The sequence below is a fragment of the Vibrio sp. C8 genome (genome assembly GCF_054051265.1).
On the sequence record NZ_JBPAOE010000013.1, the window covers coordinates 35,693 to 50,610 of the forward strand.

Annotated in this window: 12 protein-coding genes; 9 read left to right on the forward strand and 3 right to left on the reverse strand. The window is 44.9% G+C overall.

Going from position 1 to position 14,918, the window contains the following annotated elements:
* Nucleotides 1-25 precede the first annotated feature (25 nt).
* The 9 genes from mreC to ACRQQK_RS09650 all read left to right on the forward strand — a co-directional run bounded on the left by mreC (nt 26) and on the right by ACRQQK_RS09650 (nt 11,263).
* Entirely contained in the window at nt 26-913 is an 888-nt protein-coding gene (mreC, locus tag ACRQQK_RS09610; RefSeq protein ID WP_102955313.1) for a rod shape-determining protein MreC, read from the forward strand.
* Nucleotides 903-1,391, forward strand: coding sequence for a rod shape-determining protein MreD (mreD, locus tag ACRQQK_RS09615; RefSeq protein WP_457511183.1), 489 nt, complete (start codon nt 903-905; stop codon nt 1,389-1,391). The genes mreC and mreD overlap by 11 nt, the downstream gene beginning before the upstream one ends.
* A gap of 1 nt (nt 1,392) precedes the next feature.
* The gene (locus ACRQQK_RS09620; RefSeq protein WP_457511184.1) at nt 1,393-1,992 is read left to right on the forward strand and encodes a Maf family protein; all 600 of its coding nucleotides are present in this window, start codon (nt 1,393-1,395) and stop codon (nt 1,990-1,992) included.
* Between the two features lie 25 nt (nt 1,993-2,017).
* Complete coding sequence (gene rng, locus ACRQQK_RS09625; RefSeq protein WP_457511185.1) at nt 2,018-3,487, forward strand: ribonuclease G; 1,470 nt, start codon at nt 2,018-2,020, stop codon at nt 3,485-3,487.
* Nucleotides 3,488-3,498: 11 nt separating this feature from the next.
* Nucleotides 3,499-7,395 carry a YhdP family protein gene (locus ACRQQK_RS09630; protein WP_457511186.1) on the forward strand — a complete coding sequence of 1,299 codons (3,897 nt, stop codon included), beginning with the start codon at nt 3,499-3,501 and terminating at the stop codon, nt 7,393-7,395.
* A gap of 29 nt (nt 7,396-7,424) precedes the next feature.
* A complete protein-coding gene (locus ACRQQK_RS09635) occupies nt 7,425-8,258 on the forward strand; it encodes a carbon-nitrogen hydrolase family protein (protein ID WP_457511187.1) in 834 nt (277 codons plus the stop codon).
* 27 nt (nt 8,259-8,285) lie between these two features.
* Nucleotides 8,286-9,731 carry a metalloprotease TldD gene (gene tldD, locus ACRQQK_RS09640; protein WP_042489291.1) on the forward strand — a complete coding sequence of 482 codons (1,446 nt, stop codon included), beginning with the start codon at nt 8,286-8,288 and terminating at the stop codon, nt 9,729-9,731.
* A gap of 212 nt (nt 9,732-9,943) precedes the next feature.
* Entirely contained in the window at nt 9,944-10,363 is a 420-nt protein-coding gene (gene rraB / locus ACRQQK_RS09645; RefSeq protein WP_457511188.1) for a ribonuclease E inhibitor RraB, read from the forward strand.
* 99 nt (nt 10,364-10,462) lie between these two features.
* Nucleotides 10,463-11,263, forward strand: a complete 801-nt coding sequence (locus ACRQQK_RS09650; protein WP_457511189.1) for a glycosyl hydrolase 2 galactose-binding domain-containing protein — start codon at nt 10,463-10,465, stop codon at nt 11,261-11,263.
* 43 nt (nt 11,264-11,306) lie between these two features.
* Here the strand turns inward: ACRQQK_RS09650 and ACRQQK_RS09655 are convergent, their stop codons facing one another.
* The 3 genes from ACRQQK_RS09655 to ACRQQK_RS09665 all read right to left on the reverse strand — a co-directional run bounded on the left by ACRQQK_RS09655 (nt 11,307) and on the right by ACRQQK_RS09665 (nt 14,916).
* Entirely contained in the window at nt 11,307-11,693 is a 387-nt protein-coding gene (locus tag ACRQQK_RS09655; RefSeq protein ID WP_457511190.1) for a DUF2061 domain-containing protein, read from the reverse strand.
* Nucleotides 11,694-11,833: 140 nt separating this feature from the next.
* Entirely contained in the window at nt 11,834-12,274 is a 441-nt protein-coding gene (locus tag ACRQQK_RS09660) for a universal stress protein (RefSeq protein WP_102955317.1), read from the reverse strand.
* Nucleotides 12,275-12,336: 62 nt separating this feature from the next.
* Nucleotides 12,337-14,916: a TRAP transporter permease gene (locus tag ACRQQK_RS09665; RefSeq protein ID WP_457511191.1), complete on the reverse strand. Its 2,580-nt coding sequence runs from the start codon at nt 14,914-14,916 to the stop codon at nt 12,337-12,339.
* Nucleotides 14,917-14,918 lie beyond the last annotated feature (2 nt).

Consider the following 14,918-nt stretch of genomic DNA (forward strand, 5'->3'; position numbering starts at 1 on the left):
AGGTGCCCAATAGGATTGTTATAAGATGAAGCCAATATTTGGTCGAGGACCATCTCTCCAACAACGACTGTTCTTCGCGGTCATGTTATCAGCCAGCCTAATGCTGGCTGATAGTCGTTTAGGAGCATTCGCAAATGTACGTTATTTGCTCAATAGCCTAGTAGCGCCTATTCAGTATGCTGCAGATTTGCCGCGTACCATGTTTAACGATTTTTACTCTCTGTTCAGCACTCGTGATCAACTGTTGAGTTCGAATCAAAATCTTAAACGTGAAGTTATGACGCTTAAAAGTGACTTAACTTTGCTTGATCAATATCGTGAAGAAAACCAACGTTTACGTAAATTGCTTGGTTCTGAATTTGTCCGTGATGAGAAGAAAGTTGTTACAGAAGTAATGGCTGTTGATACGTCACCATATCGCCATCAGGTGGTGATTGATAAGGGCAGAACTGACGGTGTCTACGAAGGTCAGCCTGTCATCAATGAAAAAGGTATTGTTGGTCAGGTAACGTTTGTTGCCGCACACAATAGCCGTGTATTACTGCTTATCGACCCAAACAACGCCATACCAGTGCAGAATATCCGCAACGATATTCGAGTGATTGCTTCTGGTAACGGGCAAAGTGATGAAATCCAGTTAGAGCATATTCCAACCAGTACCGATATCGATGTCGGTGACATGTTGGTAACGTCTGGCCTTGGTGGTGTGTATCCAGAAGGATATCCGGTTGCATACATTACCGATGTTGATAAAGATACTCGTCGTGAATTTGCCTCCATAAAAGCGAAGCCAGTGGTTGATTTTGATCGCTTACGTTACCTGCTATTGATTTGGCCGAATGAAGACCGCCAACAAAAAGTATTACTCGCAAACCCAGAAGATATTGAAGAGGGCGTAACAGATGGGCAGTAGTGATTGGGGAGGCCGATTTGTTATTTGGGGCTCTTTCCTGTGTGCCTTAATATTCCAGACGATCCCTTGGCCGGGTTCCCTTGATCTGTTGAGACCATCATGGATCTTGTTGGTGACCTGTTACTGGGTTCTTGCATTACCTCATCGTGTCAATGTCGGCTCTGCACTTGTGGTGGGTCTTCTTTGGGATCTGTTATTAGGCTCGACTCTCGGTATCCGAGGGATGATGATGTCTATCGTGATTTACATTGTTGCAATGAACTTCCTAGTGATGCGAAATATGGCACTTTGGCAGCAAGCTTTTGTGGTTGGTCTGCTCGCTATGGCGCTTGAAGTGTTGATATTCTTTGGTGAATATCTCATTCAGGATGTCACATTTAACCCATTGTCTCTCTGGAGTGGGTTAATTAGCTGTATACTTTGGCCATGGATGTTTTTATTGCTGCGCCGCGTTCGACGTCATTGGCACATAAAATAAAATGAACAAACAACGATTAATTCTGGCGTCAGGTTCACCTAGACGCCGAGAACTTCTCTCTCAATTGGGATATGACTTTGACGTGTTAGTCCCAAATGTTGAGGAGAAGCGTTTAGACGGTGAATCTCCCGTTCAATATGTAGAACGTTTGTCGCGTGATAAGGCTTTGGCTGGCTTAGAACTGGTTAAACAAAACGCGACTAATCTGAATGTGGACGAGCAGGACTATGTGGTTTTAGGCTCGGACACAATAGTGGTTCAAGACAATCGCGTATTAGAAAAGCCACAAAACTTTTCTCACGCCAAAGAGATGCTTGAGTATCTTTCGGGAACCCAGCATCAAGTAATGACGGCCGTAACGGTCGCTGCAAAAGAAAAACATCGTTCTGTGGTCGTCACCACAGATGTGTGGTTTAAACCCTTGTCAGAACAAGAAATCGAACAATATTGGCAAAGTGGTGAGCCTTGCGATAAAGCTGGCAGTTATGGCATTCAAGGATTGGGTGGGCGATTTGTAACTAGGATTGAAGGTAGCTATCACGCAGTGGTGGGATTACCGCTCTATGAAACTGACCAGCTCTTGCACGAATTTATATTTTAGTATTATTAAAAATTGAGGTGCGCTCATGAGTGCAGAGTTGATCTTGAATGTCACACCGAGTGAAACACGGGTGGCAATGATCGAAGGTGGAGTTCTTCAAGAGATCCATATTGAACGTGAAGCAAAAAGAGGCATTGTCGGAAACATCTACAAGGGTAAAGTCAGTCGAGTTTTACCTGGTATGCAAGCGGCCTTTGTGGATATTGGTCTAGACAAAGCTGCTTTTTTACACGCTTCAGATATCGTTCCTCACACAGAATGTGTGGCGGAAAACGAAAAACAACAGTTCCAAGTGCGCGACATATCTGAATTGGTTCGCCAAGGTCAGGACATTGTTGTGCAAGTCGTGAAAGACCCTTTGGGAACCAAAGGTGCCCGCTTAACCACAGATATCACTTTACCATCGCGTTATTTGGTCTACATGCCGGGTTCTGCGCACGTAGGTGTTTCTCAGCGAATTGAAAGTGAAGCTGAACGTAATCGCCTAAAAGCAGTAGTGGCACAGTATTGCGATGAGAATGGTGGATTCATCATTCGTACCGCGGCTGAAGGTGCGGATGAGAAAGAATTGGCGCAAGATGCCGCTTTCCTCAAACGCCTTTGGGTCAAAGTCATGGAGCGACGTGCGAAAAACAAAACTCGTTCAACGCTGTACGGTGAACCAGGGTTGTCTCAACGTATTATTCGTGATTTTGTCGGTACAGAACTGACCAGCATAATGGTCGATTCACGTCTAGAATTCGAAAACCTCAAAGAGTTCACATCCGAATTCGTTCCAGAGTTGACCGACAAACTTGAGCTATACGAAGGTGATAAACCCATTTTTGATATGTACGACACGGAGAACGAAGTCCAACGTTCTTTGGAGCGTAAAGTGGAGCTTAAATCTGGTGGCTATTTGATTATCGATCAGACAGAAGCCATGACTACGGTTGATATTAACACTGGCGCTTTTGTCGGCCGCCGTAATCTCGAAGAGACAATTTTCAATACCAACATCGAAGCAACACAGGCGATCGCTCGCCAACTGCGTTTACGAAATCTAGGCGGCATTATCATTATCGACTTTATCGATATGGCTTCCGATGATCACCGCAAGCGAGTACTTGCTTCGCTGGAAGCAGCACTCAGTAAAGACCGAGTCAAAACGAATATCAACGGATTTACGCAGTTGGGATTAGTCGAGATGACTCGTAAACGTACACGAGAAAGTATTGAACATGTTCTGTGTTCTACTTGTCCAACTTGTGAAGGTCGTGGTGCGGTGAAAACCGTTGAAACGGTTTGCTTTGAAATACTGCGCGAAATTACGAGAGTGAATCGAGCCTACGACTCAGACAAGTTTGTTGTGTATGCATCTCCTGCAGTGGCAGAGACTTTGCAAGGAGATGAGTCTCATGCGCTTGCTGAGCTGGAGCTGTTTATTGGTAAAGAAGTTCGTATTCAAGCAGAACCTCTGTATATCCAAGAACAATTTGATGTTGTGATGATGTAAAAGGATATTGAGTGAGCTCAACCTTTACCCGCCTTGGGCGATTTATTTTATGGCTTATTGTTAGCCTATTAGTGTTATTGGCCGTTGTGGTAACTGCTTTGCGGGTACTGCTGCCTGAAATGAATCGCTACCAAAGTGAAATCGAACGCTGGGCGACTCAGCAAACAAACATACAGTTCAAAGTGACCGATGTGCGTGGTTTTTGGAAAAACACGCACCCTTCGCTCGCCCTCAAAGCAGTTAGAGCAGAACTTCCCGTAAGCAGTAAAATCCACATATCTACTCAGCAAATTGATATCGAATTTGACTTATTTCAGTCTCTGCTAAACCGCCAGCCGGTGATAGCGGATATGAGCATTCATGGCATGAAGTTGGATATCAGTTCAATTGACTGGAACCGTATTGCTAGTTCTGATCGCGATGATAGATCTGAAGCAAACTCTGAGGCGAGCAATGAAGGACAAGTTGTGCAACTGCTGGACGACCTGTTCTTACGCCAACTTGATAATTTTTCGCTTCTTAACTCAACAATTTTGTACCAGACAATGACAGGCGAAATTCGACAGCTTGATATCGCTAAGTTGCGTTGGCGGAACAAAGGTTCTCACCATTTTGCAGAAGGTGAAGTGAGCTTAGCGGATGCTAATATCAACTCTCTGTTAGTAAGTGCTGACTTTGAAGACCATGGCTCACTGCTTGATATTTCTGGTGATTTCTATGCGAGTGCCGACAATCTGCGCGTTACCCCTTGGTTAACTCGTTACCTGAAAGAAGAAACAGGTATTGAGCGCGGAAGAGTAAGCTTTAACGCGTGGATGACCCTGAATCACAATCAACCCGTTGATGGCTACGTTGAGCTGAAACCGTCAGAGCTTATCTGGGGGGAAGAAGGCAGTACCAACGAACTCTTACTGGAGTCTGGCATTGTTAAGCTAATGCCTGCTGACAAAGGGTGGCAGGTTAATGCCCACTCTTTGCAGTTACGTACCAATGATACAGCTTGGCCAGATCTCGATGTTGCTCTTGATTGGCAACCGGAAGGTTGGACGTTAAATTTTTCTCAAATAGATGTAGAAACGCTCTTGCCTCTAGCGGCTTTGATGCCAAATTCTCAGCAATCGACCAAACTGATTAATGACCTGAAACCGGGCGGATTATTGGAAGATATCCGAGTTTCTATGGGACAAAACATCGACTCATTGCGTTATTCTGCGCAGCTAACGGATGGTCGAATCGCACAATGGTATTTACTTCCTGAAGTGCATCAACTTCAGGCAAAGATTAGCGGTTCTGCTGATATTGCAAAAATCCATGCCACCTTGATTGATGATACCTTGCCGTATGGCGATGTGTTTCAGGCGCCACTGAACATTCGTCATGGTGATGTGAATTTAGTTTGGCAAACAGACAGTGAAGGCTGGTCACTTTGGGCCGACAAAGTCACCGTTGCTACTCCTGACTTGCAGGCATTAGGCGCATTTCGTCTCGATTTTCCTCACGATAAAAGTCCATTCTTGTCATTTTATCTAGAAGCGGATGCTTATAATGCGGGTGAGACTTGGCGCTACTTGCCAACTCTTGCGCTGGGCGATGACTTGACGGACTACTTGTCTACCGCCATTCAAGGTGGTCGAGTAGATACCGCTAAACTGATTTGGTATGGCGATTTAGGCTCATTTCCGTATCAGGATCATAATGGCGTATTTCAAGCATGGGTTGGGCTGAAAGAAGGAAAATTTAGTTTTGATACTGCTTGGCCGACGATCACTAATTTGCAATTGGATTTGTTGTTCGAAAACGCTGCCATGTATTTGGATTCAAATGCGGCAACCTTAATGGATGTGAGAGCCAAACGAATCACCGGGCGCATCCCAAGTTTAGCGCCAGATGGTCATATCGAGATTGAAGCCAGTGCTGTGGCGGAAGGGAATGACGTTCGGGCGTATATGACGGCGACCCCGCTTGTTGACTCTGTGGGTGCGGCGCTTAACGCCGTTCAAGTGAGCGGTGAAGTTACTTCTGAATTTCAGTTAAATATCCCGTTTACCCGAGACAAAGAACCTCGGGCTTGGGGTTGGGCTGACTTGTCAAAAAATCATGTGGATATTGATGCTCCACCAATGATGTTGGATTCGGTATCCGGTCGCATTAACTTCGACAACGACGTGATTACCGCTGCAGGCTTGTCATCCAAGTTGTTAAAACAACCGATCTCTTTTGATTTTCAGGGCGAAAGTACGCCTCAAGGTTATGCGGTAAACATTGATGTTATCGGTGACTGGGATGTGAAACCTCTGGTGCCTTATGTTGGGGAACGTTGGCTTAAACGTCTGAAAGGCCACGCACCGTGGCAAACCAGTGTGGCTTTGCAGTTAAACGATGTTGGCTTTACTTACCAGATAGATAGCACCGCAGACCTGAAAATGGTGTCGAGTGAATACCCGTACCCATTGGCAAAGCAAACGAAAACAGCGGGCAAAGCGCATCTGCAGGCTTCAGGGAATCAGGAGTCGATTACTGCGCGTCTTCAGCTTCCTCAAGCCAAGTATCAGGCTGAGATTGATATTAGACCTAAAACACCCGTGTTAACAGCGACTAACTTAGTACTTGGGCAAGGTGGTTTTAAAATTAGTCCAGTGGTGGGGCATCATGCTCAGATTCGTCTTGACCGATTTAACTTAGATGACTGGATTTCTGTGATGAATGATGTGCCTGTCGCTAAAGCGGGCAAGTCAAGTCTAGATAAAATGAACACTCCGGAGATTCCAGTTCCACAACGTGTCGATCTAAAAACTCAAGAACTGACCCTTGCCGAGATTGAATGGCACGATGTTGACTTTAATGCGCGTCGGAAAGGCCTTGGCTGGGTGATGAACTTGGAAAGCCAAGAAGCAAAAGGGCAAGCCAATTATATTCAGCCTTATGATTTATCGGTCTCTTTCGATCGTCTGCATGTATTTGTTCCATCGTTAGATGAAGAACAGCCGAAACCTTTATTGGCAGCGCATACTAAACAATCTGACCCTCTGATTTCAGAGTTTGATCGAGAGTTTCATCGCCTGATGCCGAATCTTACTCTGGTGATTAACGATTTTTGGCTGCAAGGTTATAAAGTCGGCAAAGTGAATATGGACTTCCAGCGTAGAGGTAACACTCTGGAGTGGAAAAAAGTGGATGTTGTGAGTGGTACCAATACCGTTCATATGAGTGGTGACTGGACACTGACCGACACAACCAGCCACACTAAGCTAAAGTTTGAAGTTCAGGGTGAAAACAACAGCGACCTGATGGAACGATTCGGTATCAGCTCTGGGATTCAAAAAGCCTCGTTCAACATGTGGACTGATTTACAATGGGATGGAGCTCCTTGGTCGATGAAGGTCAATACCGTTCAAGGCAATGTAAAAACGGAACTGGGTAAAGGGGTGATATCCGATGTCAGCGGTGCTGCGAAGTTCTTGGGACTGTTCAGCTTAGACTCTATCATTCGTAAAATGCAGCTCGATTTCAGTGATGTATTCGATAAAGGTATGGCCTTTGATTCGATCACTGGCAGCGGTGAAGTTGATAAAGGTATTTTTGTTACCAATGATATAAAGATGGATGCCATTGCTGGTGACATGACCATCAAGGGATTAGCAGATCTCAATACTCGTACTGTAGATGCAGAAGTTAACTTCGTGCCGGATATTACTTCAGGTATTCCTGTACTGACCGCATTTGCAGTAACGCCACAAACGGCGTTATATGTGTTGGCTATTACCACGGTGATAGCACCTGTAGTCGAAGTTTTCACCGAAGTAAATTATGAGGTGAAAGGTCCGATGGATTCACCGACAGTAAAAGAACTCTCTCGTAGTCGCGGTGAATTTAAGCTGCCGAAAAAACTTAGAGATCTCGCAAAATAAGTCAGACAAAAGTAGGTTGGGCTATTTACATGGAACGTATTGGTTTAATTCAAATGACATCCAGCTCGGATGTGAATGAGAATCTCACTTATATTGAACAGCAAACTACGCAGTTGGCAAAGCAAGGCGCTAAGTGGGTGGTTACCCCAGAAAATGCGGTAGTGTTTGGTAACAAAGAGGACTACCACAACAGTGCTGAAGAACTGGGTGATGGGCCTATTCAGGCAAGAATATCGCGCTTAGCTGTAGAGCAGCAGGTTTGGGTTCTCATCGGTAGTATGCCGATTCGCCGAACTTCAGCGGAGACTCAAGGCGTGACTACCACATCCGTTCTGTTTAATCCGCAAGGTCATATTGTGGCTCACTATGATAAGCTGCACATGTTTGATGTTGACGTTGCTGATGGTCACAAGCGTTATCGTGAATCAGAAACGTTTACTCCGGGTAACGATATCGTTGTGGCAGAAACGACCTTTGCTAAGCTGGGTTTGTCCATCTGTTATGATGTTCGATTCCCTAATCTGTATGCAGAATTACGTCGATTAGGAGCCCAGATACTGTTGGTACCTGCTGCGTTTACTGCCGTAACTGGCAAGGCGCACTGGGAAGTGCTTCTAAGAGCTCGTGCGATAGAAAACCAGTGTTGGGTTATCGCAGTTGGTCAAGGTGGCCATCATGCTTGCGGAAGAGAAACTTGGGGGCATTCAATGGTGATCAGTCCTTGGGGTGAGATCATTGCTTCACTAGAGCAAGATGCTGCAAGTCTGATTGTTGATATCGAGTTAGAACAAATAGAGAGTGTGCGTGCTGCTATGCCTATTAGTGCCCACACACGCTTTCGCAATCAATTTATTCTTTCATAAGCAATTTATAGAGAAAAAGAGCTAAACATGAGTATAACCCGCATTGAAGAAGCATTATTAAAACCGGCAGGGCTTACTGAGCAAGATATTGCCGATACTCTGTCGAGCATCGCAACCCGCCAGATTGATTATGCAGATATTTATTTCCAGTCTAGCTGGCATGAGTCTTTGATTTTAGAAGACAGCATTATCAAAGATGGTTCATTCAACATCGACTGTGGTGTGGGTGTGCGAGCTGTCACCGGCGAGAAAACAGGTTTCGCGTATTCCGACCAAATTCAGTTAGAAGGTTTACAGCAAAGTGCGATTGCTGCGCGCGGTATTGCACAGCAAGGGCAGAATGCATCGGTACAAGCCTTTAAGCGTAATAGTAACCAAACCTACTATGCGGCTGTTAACCCATTAGAAAGCTGGGAAAAACAAAAGAAAACAGAATTACTACAGCAGATAGATGCTTACATCCGCACCAAAGAACCACTCGTTCAAGAAGTCTCTGTAAGCCTGAGTGGTGTACATGAACAAGTGTTAGTTGCGGCGACAGACGGCACTTACGCTGGCGATATTCGTCCATTAGTTCGTTTATCTATCAGCGTATTAGCGCAACGTGGCGATCGCCGTGAACGCGGCAGTGCTGGTGGCGGTGGCCGTTTTACCTACGACTATTTCTTAAATGAAGAGAACGGACAGAAGATCGTTTTTGCTTATGCAGATGAAGCGATCCGTCAGGCACTGGTTAACTTAGAAGCCGATGCAGCACCTGCGGGCACTATGCCAGTGGTATTAGGTTCTGGTTGGCCGGGTGTTCTACTGCATGAAGCGGTAGGCCATGGTTTAGAAGGCGACTTCAACCGTAAAGAGTCATCAGTATTCTCTGGCAAAATCGGACAGAAAGTGACTTCTGATCTTTGTACTATTGTCGATGATGGCACTTTGAAAGATCTTCGTGGTTCACTGAACGTGGACGATGAAGGTGTGAATGGTCAATACAATGTACTGATCGAAAACGGTGTTCTTAAAGGCTATATGCAAGATAAACTCAACGCGCGTTTAATGGGCGTTGCTCCAACGGGTAACGGCCGTCGTGAGTCTTATGCTCATCTGCCAATGCCGCGAATGACCAACACTTACATGCTGCCGGGTCAACATACTCCTGAAGAGATCATCTCTACGGTGAAGAAAGGGGTGTATGCGCCTAACTTTGGTGGTGGTCAGGTTGATATCACCTCCGGTAAGTTCGTGTTTTCTGCATCAGAAGCATACTTAATTGAAAACGGTAAAGTGACTCGCCCAATTAAAGGTGCAACTTTAATCGGTTCTGGTATTGAAGCAATGCAGCAAGTGTCAATGGTGGGTAATGACCTGAGCATTGACCGTGGTGTTGGTGTGTGCGGCAAGGCTGGACAAAGTGTGCCAGTAGGTGTTGGTCAGCCGACACTGAAATTGGATGCGTTGACCGTGGGTGGCACGGAATAACCGTGTCTTCCAGCTAGAAGCATTAAAGCAAAGCCTATGGATTGTTGTAGGCTTTATTGCTTGTTAGTAGAGAATGACTTGTTAGCAGTAAAGTGGTTATTACCAGAAAGATCGTTTTAAGATCGTTATGCAGGTGGTAATTCACAACGATCCATGCGATATTGCGCGCAATTAAATTGATACCCTTTTTGTACACTTTGGAGCACATTTTTATGCCTCAACAAGATGATTATCTATCAGTGGAAGACTTCCTAGAAATTCAAAAGGAAGATACTCGCGAAATCATTCAAGCACTGCTGGAAGATGGCAGTGATCCTGAAGCGCTGTATGAGATTGAACACCACTTTTTCGCTGAAGATTTCGAAAAGCTAGAAAAAGCTGCTGTTGAAGCTTTTAAAATGGGCTTTGAAGTTCTTGAAGCTGAAGAAGCAGAAGATGAAGACGGCAGTAAACTGCTGTGCTTTGATGCAACTATGCAGTCTGCTCTTGATCCAGCAGCGATCGACGCTCAAGTTGAAAAACTGGTTAATCTAGCTGAAAAATACGACATCATCTATGACGGATGGGGTACTTTCTACGAGGGCGAAGATGCCTTGTACCCTGACGAAGATGAAGACGATGATGAAGAGTAAGTCTTAATATAGATACCAGCCTAGGCTGGTATTTTTTATTAGCACTATGTTTAAATGGTGCCAACTCTTCTATAAAAAAATTCATCCAATAAGAATATTATGCAGCTTTCTCTCGCCGGTTTATGGCAACTTTCACCGCTCACCGATTTATCCATACCTCAGGACGATATCACTTTTCCGTCACCACTCAGTGCTGTGTTACCTCAAACTTTATCTGAAGGCGAGATTGCACATCAGGAATGGCATCTCATGCACGATATTGAAGTCGATGAGAGCATGTTGAACTTCGGAGCCGTTGACCTTGTTCTGGAAGGTATTGATTATCATGCGGAAGTCCGTTTGAACGGTGTCGCTCTGTTTGATTGCGATGGCTCTCAGAAGGTCTATCGAAAAGATGTTCTTCCGCATTTAACACTGGGGAGAAATCGTTTTGAGATCCTCTTTCTGGAACAAGATGAAGATTGGCTGCTGGATGAAGAAATCGCTGAAGTTGAAGTCTGTTTATTGAGTGAAGACGTGAAAAAGTACGATGACAGAATAGGCATTTGGCGTGAGCCTTATTTGCAGTTCATCCGTCATGTACGTTTAGGCTCGATCACTACAGAACAAATCTGGCACTACGGTGGCGGTTGTGAGTTGTTGGTGAATTTGTACTTCACTACGTTCTCTCCGGGTCTAGTCTCAGCAGCAGTTAAGTTCGATGGTATGACGTATCAGTTGCCAATTGATATCCGCAGTGACCATGTCAGTGCACTATTTCAGGTCGACGCCCCGAAGTATTACGACAAAGCTAATCCAAATCCGAAAGATCTTTATGAGTTAAGCATTCAGTTGGATGGGCAGAGAAAAGTGTGTCAGCTCGGTCTATCTAGAGAGTTTTGCGTGACTCACTTTGTATAGATTAGAAACCAAAAGCCCTAGCTCTTAGAGTTGGGGTTTTCTCTTAGTGAGCACATTGCCAGTGATTATGATTGGCTTTGCTCTGCCAGAATTTTTCATGGAAGTAGTAAGCACAAGTGTTAAAACTTGGTTCAATCAGCGCCATCACTCCACCAATTAACCAGCTGCCTGTTAGTATGTATGCCACATTAAATGCCACTGTGTAGTGAATAACAGCAAAGCTCATGGTTTTGATTCTTGGGTTATGAGCATAGCGCTGTAGCGGAGCGTATCTGTCCCAAACTTTCTCGTGGAAGTAGAATGCTACAGTGTTCACCATTGGCTCAAGCATTGCGATCAGGCTGCCTAGAATGATGTCGCCTGTCAGTACGTATGCAACGGTAAAAGCAATGCTGAAGTGTAATGCTGCAAAACTGATAGTCTTTTTCATAATGTGCCCAATCTTGTTTTCTTTGTTGGGGTCATTATTGATAACTATTCGCATTATTGCTAGTGGTGTTTTTGAATTAGTGTGATAGGTAAAAACTAACAAAAAAGGCGCATTAAGCGCCTTTCTCTATTGTTAATCTTTTATAGACCCGTTGGTTTGATAACCAGTACATTGACAGGGGAGTTTTCAACAACTTTGCTGGCGACAGAACCTAATACCACTTTATCGATTCGAGATCGTTTGTGACTCGGCATAATAATCAAATCTGCGTGAACCTTTTTAGCGTAATCAAGAATGGTGCTATAAGCTTTCCCTTCTGCAACATACACTTCAAATTCAACGCCGTCAGTGCTGAACTGCTGTGCAAATTTTTTCAGTTGTTGTTTCACATCTTCTTTCATTTGTTTTGCCGCTTCTTTAGGGAAGTAGGTAGCAACCATCGACATGTGAATGCCAGGCAGAACATTGAGCAGATGAACTTTAGCGTTGTTCTGTTTTGCATGCCAAACCGCATGTTCAACAGCCTTGTCACAGAAACCGTGCTCATTTAAATCAACAGGAACAAGAATGTGTTTATACATAATGTTATTTCTCTGAGTGATAATGTCTGGCTATTCCCTTATTGAACTAGCCAGACGAAAGGTTAGGCTATAACTTGCTCTTTTTTCGCTCTTCTTCGTTGATTCCAGCCAAGTAGCACTGTCAGGAGTAGAGCTGGAAGGAATACCCATTCTTTCATTGGTCGTTCACTATCAATAATGATCGATTCAATTTCCCATCCAAAATCGATACCCGCTGATTCTGCTGGGCTGCCGAACTCCACCATATCAACGATCATTTTCTCACCATCATTGTTGAGCATTAGACCCATAGAAGAAATACGTTCTTCTGGAGTAGCAGCTCTGTCATCAAATGGCAGTAGCACCGTCTTAGATACGAAGTTACCGTCAATGGTCTCACCAGCAACAAGCATTTGTACCGGCTCACCAATTGGCGTCTGTTCTACGATTTGAGCAAGCTCAACACCCGGATGCACTTCTTGTGCTGGGTAAACCATATCCCACCAGAAACCTGGGCGGAAGAAAGTAAATGTTAAAGCGAGCAGAGCAACAACTTCCCACCATTTTGTCTTGGTAAACCACCAACCTTGTGTCGCGGCTGAGAACAGCAACATCGCAATAATGGATGAGATGATGGTTAACCCTAGATGCCACCAAGTATCAATCCCCATTAGCAGTAGCTGGGTGTTGAACACAAACATAAACGGCAAAATGGCGGTTCGTATGTCGTAGGTAAAACCTTGGATACCGGTGCGAATTGGGTCTGATTTGGCAATCGCAGCTGCGGCAAACGCTGCAAGACCTACAGGCGGAGTATCGTCAGCCAAAATACCGAAATAGAACACAAATAAGTGAACAGCGATAAGTGGGATGATCAATCCGTGTTGAGCACCAAGAGTCACAATAACTGGAGCCATCAAAGTTGAAACTACAATGTAGTTTGCAGTTGTTGGTAAGCCCATACCTAAAATCAGGCTGATCACAGCGGTAAACAGTAGCATCATAATCACGCTACCGCCTGAGATGAACTCAACGAAGTCTGTCATCACAAGGCCAATACCAGTCAGCGTTACCACACCCACGACCGTGCCGGCAGCTGCGGTTGCAACCCCAATACCAATCATGTTTCGAGCACCAGAAACTAAGCTTTCAAGTAAATCGACAACACCTACTTTTGCTTGTTCAGCCGCATCATTTGATTGGTTAAACACTGCCATCAATGGGCGCTGTGTCAGCAGAATGAACATCATAAAGACGGTTGCCCAAAATGCTGATAAGCCCGGAGAAAAACGTTCAACGGTTAAACACCAAACCAAAACAACAATCGGTAGCAGAAAGTGCAGACCAGATTTTACTGTTGGGCCAACATCAGGGATCTCTTGAATATCTTCGTCAAGATTAAACCCGCCATCTTTGGCATGCTTTGCAGATACCTTAACCAGTGCAACATAGGAAGCAAGTAACGCTATGCCCACTAACGCTGTCGCCGCTGAGCCAAAGACATCTTTTGTCCAGCCAATCCCGTAATAAACCACCGCACTAATGACACAGATAGCCAGAATAGTTCCGGTGAAAGAGAGCATGCTTTGTAAGAATGTCGAAGTGTGTCGTCTTGGCAGACCTTGCATGCCTGCTTTACACGCTTCTAAGTGAACAATGTAGATCAAAGCGATGTACGAGATTAGTGCTGGTAAAAGTGCAGCTTTGATCACTTCTACATAAGAAATGCCGACGTACTCCACCATCAAGAATGCAGCTGCGCCCATGATTGGCGGCGTGAGCTGACCATTAGTTGAAGCTGCAACTTCGACAGCACCAGCTTTTGATGCTGGGAAGCCAACTTTCTTCATTAGAGGAATAGTAAACGTACCCGTTGTCACAACGTTGGCAATCGACGAACCAGAAACCAGTCCTGATAAACCGGATGCAACAACCGCCGCTTTTGCTGGGCCGCCACGCATATGTCCTAGTAAAGAAAAAGCGACTTTAATGAAGTAGGCACCTGCACCCGCTCTTTCCAGCATTGCACCAAACAGTACAAACAGGAATACAAATGAAGTTGAAACACCTAAAGCAACACCAAATACACCTTCGGTGGTTAACCATAGATGTGACATTGCTTTATTTAAACTCGCGCCTTTGTGAGCGATAACCTCTGGCATATATGGGCCAGCAAAGGTATATAGCAAGAATACTGCAGCTACAGCCATTAAAGGTGGACCAAGCGCGCGTCGAGTTGCTTCCAAAAGCAATAACATACCTGCCGATGCTGTAACAACATCGAGCAAGGTTGGTGCACCTGAACGGCCAGCTAATTGCGCGTAGAACAAATAGATGTATGCAGCACAAAAGCTACCTACAAGTGCGAATACCCAATCGATAAGCGGGATTCGGTCTCGTGAAGAATTCTTTAGAGCCGGATAGGCTGTAAAGGCAAGAAAGACAGCAAACGATAAATGAATCGCTCTTGCTTGAGTATCGTTAAGTACGCCGAAATTAAAAACGAACGGTAACGGAGATGCGTACCAAAGTTGGAATAATGACCAACATAGTGGCACAAACCACAAAATGCGACCCGGAATACCTCTTGGGTTTCTGGCGCCTGTATCCGCTTGTGCGACCATCTCTTGCACATCTTGAGACGGAGAATTTGTCTGCGTCATGT